The organism is Tepidimonas ignava, assembly GCF_004342625.1.
Taxonomy (GTDB): domain Bacteria; phylum Pseudomonadota; class Gammaproteobacteria; order Burkholderiales; family Burkholderiaceae_C; genus Tepidimonas; species Tepidimonas ignava.
This window is the reverse complement of sequence record NZ_SMAH01000007.1, coordinates 29,918-44,592: the sequence shown is the minus strand read 5'-3', so window position 1 is coordinate 44,592 and position 14,675 is coordinate 29,918. Positions and strand designations below refer to the sequence as shown.

The 14,675-nt window shown below is 70.2% G+C and carries 13 protein-coding genes; 12 read left to right on the top strand and 1 reads right to left on the bottom strand.

Annotated features, from left to right (window positions below; translation table 11 throughout):
• Positions 1 to 27: 27 nt before the first annotated feature.
• Entirely contained in the window at positions 28 to 1,722 is a 1,695-nt protein-coding gene (locus EDC36_RS06705; RefSeq protein ID WP_132962470.1) for an AMP-binding protein, read from the bottom strand.
• Positions 1,723 to 1,919: 197 nt separating this feature from the next.
• Between EDC36_RS06705 and EDC36_RS06700 the strand changes: the two genes are divergently transcribed.
• The 12 genes from EDC36_RS06700 (at position 1,920) to EDC36_RS06645 (ending at position 14,672) form a co-directional block, all read left to right on the top strand.
• Positions 1,920 to 2,573, top strand: coding sequence for a GNAT family N-acetyltransferase (locus tag EDC36_RS06700; protein ID WP_132962469.1), 654 nt, complete (start codon positions 1,920 to 1,922; stop codon positions 2,571 to 2,573).
• Between the two features lie 54 nt (positions 2,574 to 2,627).
• Positions 2,628 to 3,761 carry an AAA family ATPase gene (locus EDC36_RS06695; RefSeq protein ID WP_132962468.1) on the top strand — a complete coding sequence of 378 codons (1,134 nt, stop codon included), beginning with the start codon at positions 2,628 to 2,630 and terminating at the stop codon, positions 3,759 to 3,761.
• 113 nt (positions 3,762 to 3,874) lie between these two features.
• Positions 3,875 to 4,747 (top strand): HlyC/CorC family transporter, encoded by an 873-nt coding sequence (locus EDC36_RS06690; protein WP_132962467.1) that lies wholly within the window; start codon positions 3,875 to 3,877, stop codon positions 4,745 to 4,747.
• Entirely contained in the window at positions 4,744 to 6,372 is a 1,629-nt protein-coding gene (lnt, locus tag EDC36_RS06685) for an apolipoprotein N-acyltransferase (RefSeq protein WP_243646503.1), read from the top strand. The genes EDC36_RS06690 and lnt overlap by 4 nt, the downstream gene beginning before the upstream one ends.
• Positions 6,373 to 6,384: 12 nt before the next feature.
• Positions 6,385 to 7,308, top strand: coding sequence for a glycine--tRNA ligase subunit alpha (gene glyQ, locus EDC36_RS06680; protein WP_132962466.1), 924 nt, complete (start codon positions 6,385 to 6,387; stop codon positions 7,306 to 7,308).
• A 2-nt stretch (positions 7,309 to 7,310) separates the two neighbouring features.
• A complete protein-coding gene (gene glyS / locus EDC36_RS06675) occupies positions 7,311 to 9,434 on the top strand; it encodes a glycine--tRNA ligase subunit beta (protein WP_185971193.1) in 2,124 nt (707 codons plus the stop codon).
• Positions 9,435 to 9,459: 25 nt separating this feature from the next.
• Positions 9,460 to 10,044: a D-glycero-beta-D-manno-heptose 1,7-bisphosphate 7-phosphatase gene (gene gmhB, locus EDC36_RS06670; protein WP_132962464.1), complete on the top strand. Its 585-nt coding sequence runs from the start codon at positions 9,460 to 9,462 to the stop codon at positions 10,042 to 10,044.
• Positions 10,041 to 10,805 carry a lysophospholipid acyltransferase family protein gene (locus EDC36_RS06665; RefSeq protein ID WP_132962463.1) on the top strand — a complete coding sequence of 255 codons (765 nt, stop codon included), beginning with the start codon at positions 10,041 to 10,043 and terminating at the stop codon, positions 10,803 to 10,805. The genes gmhB and EDC36_RS06665 overlap by 4 nt, the downstream gene beginning before the upstream one ends.
• On the top strand, positions 10,771 to 11,385 hold the full coding sequence (locus tag EDC36_RS06660; RefSeq protein ID WP_132962462.1) for a M48 family metallopeptidase: 615 nt from the start codon (positions 10,771 to 10,773) through the stop codon (positions 11,383 to 11,385). The genes EDC36_RS06665 and EDC36_RS06660 overlap by 35 nt, the downstream gene beginning before the upstream one ends.
• Before the next feature lie 5 nt (positions 11,386 to 11,390).
• A complete protein-coding gene (locus EDC36_RS06655; protein ID WP_132962461.1) occupies positions 11,391 to 12,641 on the top strand; it encodes an efflux RND transporter periplasmic adaptor subunit in 1,251 nt (416 codons plus the stop codon).
• Complete coding sequence (locus tag EDC36_RS06650; RefSeq protein ID WP_243646502.1) at positions 12,625 to 13,923, top strand: ABC transporter permease; 1,299 nt, start codon at positions 12,625 to 12,627, stop codon at positions 13,921 to 13,923. Before EDC36_RS06655 ends, EDC36_RS06650 begins: the two co-directional genes overlap by 17 nt.
• Entirely contained in the window at positions 13,920 to 14,672 is a 753-nt protein-coding gene (locus tag EDC36_RS06645; RefSeq protein ID WP_132962460.1) for an ABC transporter ATP-binding protein, read from the top strand. Before EDC36_RS06650 ends, EDC36_RS06645 begins: the two co-directional genes overlap by 4 nt.
• Positions 14,673 to 14,675: the final 3 nt, after the last annotated feature.

Here is a 14,675-nt window from a genome sequence, read left to right as displayed (position 1 = left end):
GCCAGTGTAGCGCGCGGGCGTTGCGGATCAAGCCTTGCCGCGCAGCTCGCGGCGCAGGATTTTGCCGACATTGCTCTTGGGCAGCTCCTCGCGGAATTCGATGTATTTCGGGCGCTTGTAGCCGGTCAGGTTGTCGTGGCAAAAACGCATCACCTGCTCCTCGGTCAGCGTGGGGTCGCTGCGCACGACATACAGCTTGACCGCCTCGCCCGAGTGGGGGTCGGGCACGCCCACCGCGGCGCATTCCAGCACGCCGGGGCAGGTGGAGACGACGTTGTCGATTTCGGTCGGGTACACGTTGAAGCCCGACACGATGATCATGTCCTTCTTGCGGTCGACGATGCGGATGTAGCCGCGCTCGTCCATGATGCCGATGTCGCCCGTGCGCATGTAGCCGTCGGCCGTGAAGACGTTGGCCGTCTCCTCGGGCCGGTTGTAGTAGCCGCGCATGACGTTGGGGCCACGGATGCAGATTTCGCCGGCGGTGCCGGGTGGCAGATCACGCCCGTCGTCGTCCTTGATGGCGATCTCCACGCTGGGCAAGGGCAGGCCGATGGTGCCCGAAAATTCGGTGGCGGTGACCGGGTTGTTGGTGCCGATGGCGCAGGTTTCACTCATGCCCCAGCCTTCGATCATCGTGCAGCCGGTGACCTTTTTCCACTGGCGCGCCGTGCCCTCGGACGCCGCCATGCCACCGGCTTGCGACAGCACGAGGCTGGAAAAATCAAGCTGCCGAAAGCGTGCGTTGGCCAGCAGCCCGTTGAACAGCGTGTTGACCGCGGGCAGCACGTGGAACGGGCGGCTCTTGAGCACTTCGACGAATTTGGGGATGTCGCGCGGGTTGGGGATCAGCGTGGCGTGCGCGCCTTGGCGCATCACCAGCAGCATCAGCGTCAGCGCAAAGATGTGGTACAGCGGCAGCGCCATGATGTGGTTGGTGCGCCGCGCATCGCCCACCTTATCCAGCGCCGGCTGAAACCACGCTTCGGCCTGCAAGATGGCGGCCACGACGTTGCCGTGGGTCAGGATCGCGCCTTTGGACAGGCCGGTGGTGCCGCCGGTGTACTGCAGGAACGCGATGCTGTCGCGGTTGACCTGCGCGGGCTTGAGGGTGAGCGCCTCGCCCTGGCGCAAGGCGCGGCGGAACGACACGATGGTGCGCGATCCGCGCGGGCCCTGCAGCGGCAGCTTGAACGCCGGCACCAGCTTGGCCACGTGGCGCACCAGGAACGTCATCCAGCGTCCGTACCAGGGGCCCAGCAGGTCGCCAAAGCTGGCCACCACCACGTGCTCGATCGGGCTGCGGTCGATGACTTCTTCCAACGTGTGGGCAAAGTTTTCCAGGATGACAATGGCCTGCGCGCCACTGTCGTTGAGCTGGTGTTCCAACTCGCGCGCGGTGTACAGCGGGTTGACGTTGACGCAGGTGTAGCCGGCGCGCAGCACGGCCGCCATCGTGACCAAAAATTGCGGCAGGTTGGGCAGCATGATGGCCACGCGCGCACCCGTGGGCAGCCCGAGCGACTGCAGGTACGCGCCCAGCGCGGTGCTGAGGCGGTCCAGCGCACCGTAGGTCATCCAGCGGTCCATGCACACCGACACGGGGTCGTGCGCGCTGCGTCGGAACGCCTGCTCCAGCAGCTCCACCAGCGAGGTGTATTGGGTCGGATCGATGTCGGCGGGCACGCCGCTGGGGTAGCTTTGCAGCCAGATTCGTTCCATGACAACAACAGTAAGGCAACAAACGGGTAGCATGGCATTGTGGCGGCTCGCTTGCCCGTCGCGCCTAGGGGATGCCCGTACGAGTTGTCGCGCGCGGCACACCTGGGCCAAGCCGCCGTGCCCCCGATGCCCAACGACGGTGAAGGATATTAGGGAAAACCCTTACCCCTGTGCGGTGCTTCGCGTATAGTTCGCCCATGTCTGCTGCGCCTGCCGCCCCCGCTACCGTCCGGCCGAGCGTTCCGCGGCGTGACGCCGGGGTGCCCATCCGTACCCTGGGTCCCGACGACCGGGGGGCGATCGTGGCCCACTTGCTGGCGTTGGACCCGCGTGATCGCTACTTGCGCTTTGGCTTCGCCGCGCAGGATGAACACATCCGGCGTTACGTCGAGTCGATTCGCTTTGGCATCGACGATGTGTTTGGCATTTTCAACCGACGCCTGCACCTGATCGCGATGGCCCACCTGGCCTACATGGTCACCCCCGGAAGGGGCAGTGACGCGGCGGAGTTTGGGGTCAGCGTCAGCCGCCACGCGCGGGGGCGCGGCTATGGGCACCGGTTGTTCGCGCGCGCCATGCTGCATGCGCGCAACCACGGCGTGCGTCGGCTGTACATCCATGCGCTGAGTGAAAACGCCCCGATGCTGCACATCGCCCGCGCAGCCGGGGCCACCGTCGTGCAGCAGGCCGGCGAGAGTGAGTGTCATTTGGAGCTGCCGCCAGCCGACTTCGACTCCCACGTGGCCGAGTTGCTGCAGGAGGAGGTGGCGCGCGCGGACTACGGCCTGAAGGCCTTGCGACGGGTGTGGCACCGGGCGGTGCATGGGCTGGTGCGGCTGTTCAAGGGTTGACGGCCGCCCTTGGCAGGCGCCGCCCCGAGCCCAGGCCAGCGCTACACTGCGCCCATGGCCGAAAAGCAGTTCAACACCGTCGGCCCCAGCAAGCCGGAGCTGCACTACCTGCTCGATCCGTTGGCGCGGGTGGATCTGCAAGAGATCGAAGCGCTGATCGAAGCGCAGCGCTACTTCGTGCTGCACGCGCCGCGCCAGACCGGTAAAACCACCGTGCTGCTGGCGCTGATGGAACACCTCAACGCCCATGGCCGGTACCGAGCGCTGTACGCCAACATCGAAACCGCGCAAGCCGCGCGCGGCAACGTTGAGCGCGGCATCACGGCCGCTTGCAGCGCCATTGCCCGCAGCGCCCAGGTGTACCTGGGCGACACCCGGTTGGACGACTGGCTGCTGCGTGGCGAGGGCCGTGCTGTTGAAGCCGAAGAAAAACTCTCACGCCTGCTGGCGCACTGGAGCCAACTGGACCCCGCGCGCCCGGCGGTGCTGCTGCTGGATGAAGTGGACGCGCTGGTGGGCGACACGCTCATTTCGCTGCTGAGGCAAATCCGCGCCGGCTACGCGCAGCGCCCGCAGGCGTTTCCGCAAACGGTGGTGCTGTGCGGCGTGCGCGATGTGCGCGACTACCGCATCCACAGCGGCGGGGGCGACATCATCACGGGCGGCAGCGCCTTCAACATCAAGGCCGAATCGCTGCGGCTGGGCAACTTCAGCCGTGAGGAGACGGTGGCGCTGTGGCGGCAACACACCGAGGCCACGGGCCAGGTGTTTGACGAGGCCATCTGGCCCGAGCTGTCGCAAGACACCCAGGGGCAGCCGTGGCTGGTCAATGCGCTCGGGCACGAATGCACGTGGAAAGACAAGGCGCTGCGTCTCAACCGCGCCCAGCCCGTGACGCTGGCGCACTACTGGGCCGCGCGCGAGCGGCTCATCCAGAGCCGTGCCACGCACCTGGACCAGCTCACCGACAAGCTGCGCGAGCCGCGCGTGCACCGCGTCATTGCCCCGCTGCTGGCCGGTGGCCAAGCACTGTGGGACCCCCTATCCAGCATCGACGACGTCGAGTACGTGGAGGACACCGGCTTGGTGGCGCTGCGACCCCAGATGCGTGCAGCCAACCGGATCTACGCACGGTTGATCGAGCAGGTGCTGGGACGTGACGTTCAGGCACCATCGCCAACGGCATGAGGGCGTGCTGATCGCGCCGCGTGCCGAGCGGGTGGGCAACCGCACCGTGGGCGTGTGGGGGATGTGACGGGGCTGGTGTATGCTTGCCCCATCGCAACCCCTGTCCACCGTCCGTGGCCGACCCTGAACCTGCCCATGAACGCGGCCCCGTGCGCGGCCGCCACGATGACAAGCGCACGTTTTTGCAGCGCCTGGTCGAATTTTTGCACCCGGGGCCCGACTCGCGCGCCGAGCTGATCGAAGCGCTGGCCGAGGCCGAAGACAACGACGTCATCGGTGCCGAGTCGCGCGTGATGTTGGAGGGCGTGCTGCGCATCGCCGACATGACCGCGCGCGACGTCATGGTGGCCGCGCCGCGCATGGACGCGCTGGATATCCAGGCGCCATACCCGGAGTTGCTCAACACCGTCATCGACACCGGGCATTCGCGTTTTCCGGTGTACGACGGCGAGCGTGACAACATCATTGGCATTTTGCTGGCCAAAGACCTGCTCAAGCTGCAGCGCGCGCCGGAGCTCAACCTGCGCGCGCTGCTGCGTCCGGCGGTGTTTGTGCCCGAGACCAAGCCGCTCAACGATTTGCTGCGCGACTTCCGGGCCAACCGCAACCACCTGGCCATCGTCATTGACGAGTTCGGGCGGGTCGCAGGGCTGGTCACGATCGAAGACGTGCTGGAAGAAATCGTCGGTGACATCGAAGATGAGTTTGACGCCGACGACGAACCCGACGGCGACATTTTTGCGCTGGCCGATGGGACATGGCGGGTCAGCGGCGACACGCCGCTGGAGCGTGTCAACGCCTGGTTCCAGGTGCACCTGCCCGAGGGTGAGTTCGAAACCATCGGCGGCTACGTGGCGCACGCCATGGGCCGCGTGCCGCGCCGCGGCGAAACGTTTCAGGCCGAAGGCCTGACGCTGACCGTGCAGCACGCGCGTGGTGGCGCGGTGCGCTGGTTCAAGGTGACGCGCACGCCCGCGCCGGCATGAGCACGCGCGGGCACGCCATGGCGGCTGGGGCGGTGCTGGCGGTGGCCGCCGCGCTGGGGGCGCTGCAAGCCTGGGCGCTGGCGTGGCCGTGGCCGGTGGGTGCGGGGCCCTGGCTGCGCTCGGGCGAGCCCGCGGCGTGGTTGGCGCTGCTGGCGCATGCCGCTGCGGTGGTCGGCGTGGCGCGGGCCCGCAGCGCCGGCGCGGCCGCGGCCCGCGCGCTGGTGTGGACGGCGACCTGGCTGGCCACCACGTTTGGATGGCTGTACATCTCGATGCACGTGTACGGCGGGATGCCGGGCTGGCTGGCCGCCGTGGCGGTGGCGGCGCTGGCGCTCTTTTTGGCCCTGGATTACGCGGTGATGGCGTGGGTGTGGTGGCGCTGGCGGCCGGCGGCACCGTGGGCGGCCGCGTTGGCCTGGGCCGCCGCGTGGACGCTGGCCGAGCTGGCGCGTGGGGTGTTGTGGACCGGCTTCCCCTGGGGGGCGCTCGGTTACACGCAGGTGGACGCGTTGGGTTGGGCCGCGCCTTGGGTGGGGGTGTACGGCCTGGGGCTCGTCACGGCGGCGCTGGCGGCGTGGCTGGCGCTGGCGCGCGGGGCGTGGCGGTGGGCCGCAGCGGCGCTTTGCGTGCTGCTGTGGGGTTGGCCCGGCCTGGGCGCGTGGGTGCAGCAGCGGCTGCCCGACGCGACGGCTGCGGCGGGCACGCTGCCGGTTCGTCTGCTGCAAGGCGCCATCGCGCAGGACGACAAATTCGACCCTGAGCGCGGCATCGCCGTGGCGCTGCGCTGGTACGGCCAGCAGCTCGTCCAAGCAGCGTCCGACGAACGGCTGGCCGGCGGGTTGGTCGTGGCGCCCGAAACCGCCATCCCGCTGCTGCCGCAGGACGTGCCGGCCGACTATTGGCGCACCCTGCTGGGCCACGTGAGGCAGGGCCACGTCGCGGTGTTGATCGGCCTGCCGTTGGGCAGCTTCGAGCGCGGCTACACCAACTCCGTGGTCGGGTGGCGACCGGGGCAGGCGCTGCCAGTCGACGACGCCGAACTGCCCGCAGCGCTGAGCGCGTACCGCTACGACAAGCACCATCTGGTGCCCTTTGGCGAGTTCATACCACCGGGTTTTCGGTGGTTCGTGGACCTGATGCGCATGCCGCTGGGGGACTTTGCCCGTGGTGCGCTGCCGCAGCCGCCGCTGACCTGGGCGGGGCAGCGCATCGCCCCGCACGTGTGCTACGAGGACGTGTTTGGCGAGGAACTGGCCGCCGCGTTCGCCGATGCGGCCAGCGCGCCGACGGTGCTGGTCAACGTCAGCAACATCGCGTGGTTCGGTGATACGGTGGCGATCGACCAGCACCGCCAAATTGCGCGTGTGCGGGCGCTGGAGTTGGGCCGTCCGATGCTGCGCGCCACCAACACCGGCAGCACCGCCGCCATCGACCACCGTGGCCGGGTGCTGGCCGAACTGCCGCGTGCGCAACGCGGCGTGCTGGATGTGGTGGTGCAAGGGCGCAGCGGCCTGACGCCGTACGCACGGTGGGCGTCGCGCTGGGGTTTGGCGCCGGTGCTGCTGGCGTCGCTGCTGTTGTGGGGGCTGGCCGGGTTGTTCGGGGGGCGGCGGCGCGCGCCGTAGAATGCGGCGCTTATGCTGACGTTTCAACAGATCATTCTCAAGCTCCAGGCGTACTGGGACGCCCAGGGCTGCGCGCTGCTGCAGCCGTACGACATGGAGGTGGGGGCGGGCACCAGCCACACGGCCACTTTTTTGCGTGCGTTGGGGCCGGAGCCATGGAAAGCGGCTTACGTCCAGCCCAGCCGCCGCCCCAAGGACGGCCGCTACGGCGACAACCCCAACCGGCTGCAGCACTACTACCAGTACCAGGTGGTGCTCAAGCCGGCGCCCAGCGACATTTTGGAGCTGTACCTGGGCAGCCTGCAGGCGTTGGGTTTCGACCTCAAGGCCAATGACATCCGCTTCGTCGAAGACGACTGGGAAAACCCCACCCTGGGCGCGTGGGGGCTGGGCTGGGAGGTCTGGCTCAACGGCATGGAGGTGACGCAGTTCACCTACTTCCAGCAGGTGGGGGGGATCGACTGCCGCCCGATCACCGGGGAGATCACCTACGGGCTGGAGCGCTTGGCCATGTACCTGCAGGGCGTGGAAAACGTCTATGACCTCGTCTACGCCCCGGGGTTGACCTACGGCGACGTGTTCCACCAAAACGAGGTCGAGCAGTCGGCCTACAACTTCGAGCACGCCGACGTGTCGTTTTTGTTCACCGCCTTCGCCGCGCACGAGCGGCAGGCGCAGTACCTGATGCAGCAGCAACTGGCCCTGCCGGCCTACGAACAAGTGCTCAAAGCCGCGCACACCTTCAACCTGCTCGACGCGCGTGGCGCGATCAGCGTCACCGAGCGCGCCGCGTACATCGGCCGCATCCGCAACCTGGCGCGCAGCGTCGCGCAGAGCTACCTGGACAGCCGCGCGCGGCTGGGCTTCCCGATGGCCCCGCGCGCCTGGGCCGACGAGGTGCTGGCGCAACTCGACAAGAAGGGGGCTGCGGCATGACGATCCACACCGCCAACCTGCTGGTGGAGCTGCTGGTCGAAGAGCTGCCGCCCAAAGCGCTGCCGCAGCTCGGGGCCGCCTTCGGTCGGGTGCTGGCCGACTCGCTGCGGGAACAAGGCTTGGCTGGCCCGGGCGCCGCGCTGACCACCTACGCCACGCCGCGCCGGCTGGCCGCGCACCTGACCGAGGTGGCGGCGCGTGCCCAGGACCGTGCCGTGCAACTCAAGCTGATGCCGGTCAGCGTCGGGCTGGACGCGCACGGCCAACCGACGCCGGCGCTGCTGAAAAAACTCGCCTCGCTGGGCGTGGACACGGGCGACACCGCCCAGCTTGCGGCGCGGCTGCGGCGGCAGCACGACGGCAAAGCCGAGCTGCTGTACTGGGACAGCGTGGTGCCCGGCGCCACCTTGGCCGAGGGGCTGCAAAAGGCCCTGGACGAAGCGCTGCGCCGCTTGCCCATCCCCAAGGTCATGACCTACCAACTGGCCGATGGCTGGCGCAACGTGCACTTCGTGCGCCCGGCGCATGGGTTGGTGGCGTTGCATGGCGACCAGGTCGTGCCGGTGCAGGCGCTGGGCCTGAGCGCGGGCCGTACCACGCGCGGGCACCGCTTCGAAGCCGCGCGCGACCCGATCGAGCTGCCCCACGCCGACGCCTACGCCGAGACGCTGGCGCGCGAAGGCGCCGTTTTGGCCAGCTTCGAGCAGCGCCGCGCCGAGATCCAGCGCCAGTTGGCCGCGGCGGCGGCCCGCGTGGGGGGCGGCTGCCGTCCCATCGATGACGACGCGCTGCTGGACGAAGTCACGGCGCTGGTCGAGCGCCCCAACGTGCTGGTGTGCCAGTTCGATCCGGCCTTCCTGGACGTGCCGCAGGAGTGCCTGATCCTGACGATGAAGGCCAACCAGAAGTACTTCCCGCTGCTGGACGCGCAGGGGCGCCTGACGCACCGCTTCTTGGTGGTCAGCAACATCACGCCGGCCGACCCCAGTGCCGTCATCGGGGGCAACGAACGCGTGGTGCGCCCACGCTTGGCCGATGCCAAGTTCTTCTTCGACCAAGACCGCAAGCGCCCGCTGGAGTCGCGCGTGCTGGGGTTGGCCAAGGTGGTGTACCACAACCAATTGGGCACGCAGGGCGAGCGGGTCGAGCGCGTGGGGGCGATCGCGCGCGCCATCGCGGCCAGGCTGGGCGGCGAGGAGCTGGTGCGCCTGGCCGACCGCGCGGCGCTGCTGGCCAAGGCCGACTTGCTGACCGACATGGTGGGCGAGTTCCCCGAGCTGCAAGGCACGATGGGGCGCTACTACGCGCTGCACGACGGCGAAGACCCGCGTGTGGCCGAGGCGATCGAAGACCACTACAAGCCCCGCTTTGCCGGCGACGCGCTGCCGCGCGGCGACGTCGGCGTGGTGCTGGCGCTGGCTGACAAACTGGAAACGCTCACCGGCCTGTTTGGCATCGGCCAGCTGCCCAGCGGGGACAAAGACCCCTACGCGCTGCGCCGCCACGCGCTGGGGGTGGTGCGCATGCTGATCGAGCGCGCGCTGCCGCTGCCGTTGCCGGAGCTGCTCGACATCGCGGTGGCCGCCTTCGGCGAGCGCATCCGCGACCCGCGCGCAGCGCTGCGCGACTTCATCGACGACCGGCTGGCCGTCAGCCTGCGCGAGCAGGGTTACCGCCCGCAGGAGGTGGACGCCGTGCTGGCGTTGCGTCCCGCCTTGTTGCACGAGGTGCCGCGCCGGCTGGCGGCGGTGCGCGCCTTTGCCGCGCTGCCGGAGGCGGACGCGCTGGCCGCGGCCAACAAGCGCGTCACCAACATCCTGCGCAAGGCCGACGCCGCGGCGGTGGCCGCGCAGGTGGACGTGGCGCTGTTGCGCGAACCCGCCGAGCAGGCGCTGCACCAGGCGCTGCAGTCCGTGCAACCGCTGGCCGAGGCCGCCTACGCCCGCGGCGACTACACCGACAGCCTGCGCCAGTTGGCGGCGCTGAAAGCGCCTGTCGATGCGTTTTTCGACAGCGTCATGGTCAACGCCGACGACGCCGCGCTGCGTGCCAACCGACTGGCGCTGTTGGCGGCGCTGCAGCGCGCCATGAACCGCGTGGCCGACCTGGCGCGGTTGGCGGTGTAAAGCGCCGGTCTGCAAGGGGAACCCCATGCCTGCCCGCGACGCCCGGCTGCTGGTCATCGACCGCGACGGCACCCTGAGCCGCGACCCCGAGGACTTTGTGCGCGACCCGCAGGACTGGCAGCCGCTGCCCGGCGCGCCCGAGGCGTTGGCGCGCCTGAACGAGGCGGGCTGGCGCATCGTCGTGGCCACCAACCAGCCGGGCCTGGGCCGCGGTGTGTTCGACCTGGCCACCCTCAACGCCGTGCACGCGCAGATGCACCGCCTGCTGGCGCAGGCCGGTGCGCGCGTCGAGGCGGTGTTTTTCTGCCCCCACGCACCCGACGAAGAGTGCGATTGCCGCAAACCCGCGCCGGGCATGCTGCGCGACATCGCGCGCCGCTGGGGGCTGGCGCCGACGCAACTGGTGATGGTGGGCGACTCGCTGCGCGACGTGCAGGCCGGGCTCGCCGCCGGGTGCGAGACCCACCTGGTGCTCACGGGGCAGAGCGTGCACTGGCGGGGCGCGCCACGCCCCCCGGAGCTGCCGCCGTCCGTGGCCGTGCACGACGACCTGTCGGCGCTGGCCGACGCCTTGCTGTCCCGCGACGAACCCGAGGGGGCGCGCCCATGAACGTCGTGCGCTCGTGGCTGCACCTGCTGTTCATGGCCGTGACGGTGGTGCCGTGGGCCACAGCGGCCGTGCTGCTGTCGCCGGTGCTGCCCTCGACGCGGCTGTACTGGTTTTGCATCGTCTGGGTGCGCCTGCAAATCTGGGCCGCGCGCTGGCTGCTCGGTATCCGCAACGAGGTGATCGGTTGGGACAACCTGCCCACCGATGCGCGGGCGCCGGCCATTTTGTTGGTCAAGCACCAGTCCACCTGGGAGACGTTTGCGCTGCCGGCGATGATGCCGCACCCGCTGGCCTTCGTGTTCAAGCGTGAGTTGCTGTACATCCCGTTTTTCGGCTGGGCGCTGGGGCGGCTGGACATGATCCACATCGACCGCGCCAAGCGCGCGCAGGCGTTCCAAAAGGTCGTCGAGCAAGGCCGTGCGCTGCTGCAGCGGGGGGTGTGGGTCATCATGTTCCCCGAGGGCACGCGGGTGCCGCGCGGCGCGGTGGGGCAGTACAAGACGGGCGGCACCCGTTTGGCGGTGGCCACCGGCGTGCCGGTGATCCCGATCGCGGTGACGTCGGGGCGTTGCTGGCCGCGGCGGGCCATCGTCAAGCGCCCGGGCACCGTGGTGTTTTCGATTGGCAAGCCCATTGCGAGCGTCGGCCGTGACCCGGACGACCTGATGCGCGAGGTGCGCGACTGGATCGAGGGCGAAATGCGCCGCTTGGACCCGGAGGCCTACCGTGAACCCGCGTCACCCGAGCGCCTCGTTGCCTGAGGGGGCGGCGCCGTGGCGCCACCCGGCGGCCAACGCCACCGTGTGGTTGCAGGGTCAGCGCGTCGACTGCCGCTTCGAGCGCAGCGCGCGCCGCACCATCGGCCTGCACGTCGGCCCGCAGGGCCTGAGCGTGCGCGCGCCGCGCCAGGCCCCGTGGCCGCTGGTCGAGGCCTTTGTGCAGCGCAAAGCGCGCTGGGTGTTGCACCACTTGCAACGGCAGGCCGCGTGCCCCGCGAACCCGTGGCCCGCACCCACCGAAGCCCTGCTGCGGCAGGCACGCCACGATCTTGATGCGCGCGTGGCGCACTGGGCGCCGCGTTTGGGGGTGCAGCCGCGGCGCGTGCGCCTGTCCAACGCACGCACACGCTGGGGCAGCGCCAGCAGCCGCGGCACCATCAGCCTCAACTGGCGCCTGGTGTGCCTGCCCGAGGCGCTGCGCGACTACGTCGTGGTGCACGAGCTGGCCCATTTGCGCGAGATGAACCACGGCCCGGCGTTTTGGGCCTGGGTGGCGTCGGTGCTGCCCGACCACGCCGAGCGCCGCGCCGCCCTAAGGCGTCACCGCTTGGTGGTAGGCTAACCTCCATGAACACGCGAACCAAGTGGGCGCTGGGGGTGGGGGCGGCGGTGGCCGCGCTGGCGCTGGCGGCCGCCCTGGGTGCGCGGGGCACCGCGGTGCGTGCCGTGGCGGTGACGCGCGGCGCCATCACCCAGTCGGTCGTGGCCACGGGGCGCATCGAGGCCCCCGCGCGCATCGACGTGGCGGCCGAAGTCACGGCCACGGTGCGCGCGGTTCGGGTACGGGAGGGCGACCGCGTGCGCGCCGGCCAGCCGCTGGTCGAGCTGGTGGACGACGAGGCGCGCGCGGCGTTGGCGCAGGCGCGCGCGCAGCAGGCCGAGGCCCTGCAGCGTCAGCACGAACAGGCCAGCGTCACCGCCCCGGTGAGCGATCAGGCGCTGGAACAGGCGCGCGCCAACCTGATCAACGCCGAGCGCGAGGCCGAGCGGGTGCGCACCCTGGTGGCGCAGGGCTTTTACCCTCCGCAGCGGCTCGACGAAGCCGAGCGCGTGCTGGCCAACGCGCGCAGCGCGCTGGCGACGGCGCGTGTGCAGGCCGAAGCCAACCGCGCCGGCGCTGTGGGGCCGGCGCTGGTTCGCACCCGGGTCGAGCAGGCGCACGCGGCCGTGGCGTTGGCGCAGGCGCGGCTGGAGCGCCTGACGCTGCGCGCCCCGATGGACGCGGTCGTGCTGAGCCGCACGGTCGAACCGGGTGCGTTGGCGCAACCGGGGCGCGTGCTGCTGTCTTTGGCGGCCGACGGGCCGCCGCGCATCGAAGCGGCCATCGACGAAAAAAACCTGCGGCTGCTCACGCCCGGCATGGCGGCCCGCGCGGTGGCCGACGCCTACCCCCATCAGCCGTTCGACGCCGTGCTGGATTGGGTGGGGCCGGCGGTGGACGCGCAGCGCGGCACGGTAGCGGTGCGGTTGCGGGTGCCGCAGCCGCCGGCCTTTGTGCGGCCGGACATGACGGTGTCGGTGGAGCTCCTGGGTGGCCGCCGCGAGGGCGCGCTGCTGTTGCCGGCCACCGCCGTGCGCGACGCCGACCGCGACGCGCCCTGGGTGTTGGCGGTGCGTGAGGGGCGCGCGGTGCGCGTGCCGGTGACGCTGGGGCTGCGTGGTGTGGGCGTGGTCGAAGTCGCCGACGGGCCGCTGCGCGAAGGCGAGCGCGTCATTCCCCAGACCGAAAAGGCCGCCGAGGGCGAGCGCGTGCGCGTGCTGCCCGACGCCGCCGTCCGCCGTGGGCTGGAGGTGCCCGCCGGTGCGTTGGGGCGCTGAGGTGGGGGCGATGGGGGCGCGCTGGCGGATGCGGGGGGCGCGCGCCGCGCTGAGCCCGTGGGCGCGCCGCCTGCCGTTCGAGCTGCTGGTCGCGCTGCGTTTTTTGCGCGAAGGGCGCATGCAAAGCGCGCTGATCCTGGCCGGCGTGACCGGTGGCGTGGCGGTGATCGTCTTTCTGACCCAGCTGATCAACCAGTTGCAGGACTCGATCATCGACCGCGTGCTGGGCTCCCAGGCGCACGTCGTCATCCGTCCGCCGGAGGAGGTCAACCGTCCCATTGTTGCCGAAGCCACGGTGGCTGCACGCGTGCAGCCGCGCGAGCAGCGCCTGCGCTCGGTCGACCAGTGGGAGCGCGTGGCCCAACTGGCCGCCGCCACCCCTGGGGTGCTGGCCGTGTCGCCGGTGGCCAGTGGGCCGGCGTTTGCGGTGCGCGGCGCGGGCAACAAAAGCGTCGCCATCATCGGCATGGTGCCTGACGCCTACAGCCGCGTCGTGCGCATCGACGACAAGATGGTGCGCGGGCGCTTTCAGGTCAGCGGCAGCGAAGCCATCATCGGCACCGAGCTGGCCGCCGACCTGGGCGTGAGCGTGGGCGACAAGCTTCGTTTGCAAGCGGCCAACGGGCGGGGCGAGGTGGTCACCGTCACGGGCCTGTTCGACATTGGCAACCGCGACCTCAACCGGCGCTGGGTGTTCGTGCCGCTGAAGCTGGCGCAAACCCTGCTGGACGTGCCGGGCGGTGTCACCAACCTGGACCTGACCGTCAACGACCTGTTCCGCGCCGACGCGGTGGCCGCCGAGCTGCGCGCCGCCACCGGGCTGACGGTGGACAGTTGGATGCAGACCAACGCCAGCCTGCTGACCGCGCTGTCCAACCAGACGGTGTCCAACAACCTGATCCGCAGTTTTGTCGTCATCATCGTCGCGCTGGGCATCTCCAGCGTGCTGGTGGTCAGCGTGGTGCAAAAACAGCGCGAGATCGGCATCCTGCGCGCCATGGGGGCCGGACGGCGGCAGATCATGGCGGTGTTTTTGCTGCAGGGCGGCATCGTGGGGCTGGTCGGCTCCACCCTGGGGGCCGCATTGGCTTACGCGCTGTTGGTGGTGTTTTCGCACGTGTTCAAAAACCCCGGCGACGGCGGCCCGTTGTTCAACGCCGAGCTCGACCCGCGGTTGGTGCTGTTGGCGGCGCTGGTGGCCTGCGTCGTGGGCCTGTTGGCGGCGCTGATCCCGGCGCGGCGCGCGGCGCGCATGGACCCCGTGCAGGCGATCCGATCATGAGCGCGCCGCCGGTTGCGCCCTCGACGCTGTCGCCCGGTCAGGGCGACGTGCTGGTGCTGCAGGGCATTCGCAAAAGCTACAACGTTGGCACCCCGGTCGAAAACGAAGTTCTGCACGGCATCGACCTGCGCCTGGGCGCGCACGAATTCGTCGCCCTCACCGGACCGTCGGGGTCGGGCAAGAGCACGCTGCTCAACGTCATCGGGCTGCTGGAGCGGCCCAGCGCGGGCCGGCTGTTCATCGACGGCCACGACACCGCCACGTTGGACGAAGCGGCGCTGACCGCGCTGCGCGGCAGCACCATCGGCTTCGTGTTCCAGTACCACCACCTGCTGCCCGCGTTCACCGCGCTGGAAAATGTGCTGCTGCCGTCGATCATCGCCCACGGCGTGGCCACGGCGCAAGCCGAGGCGCGCGCCCGCGCGCTGCTGCAGCGGGTGGGGTTGGCGCAAGCCATGGGCAAACGGCCCGGCGAACTCTCGGGCGGCATGCAGCAGCGCGTGGCGATCGCCCGCGCGCTGGTGCTGCAGCCGCGCCTGATTCTGGCCGACGAGCCCACCGGCAACCTCGACACCGCCAGCGCCGACGCCGTGTTCGCGTTGTTGCGTGACTTCAACCGCGAGCACGGCAGCGCCTGCCTGATCGTCACGCACGACCCCCGCCTGGCGGCCCGGTGCGACCGGGTGCTGGAACTGGTCGATGGCCGGTTGGTGGCCGACACGCCGCGCCATGCCCGCGGCGGCGCGTAGGCC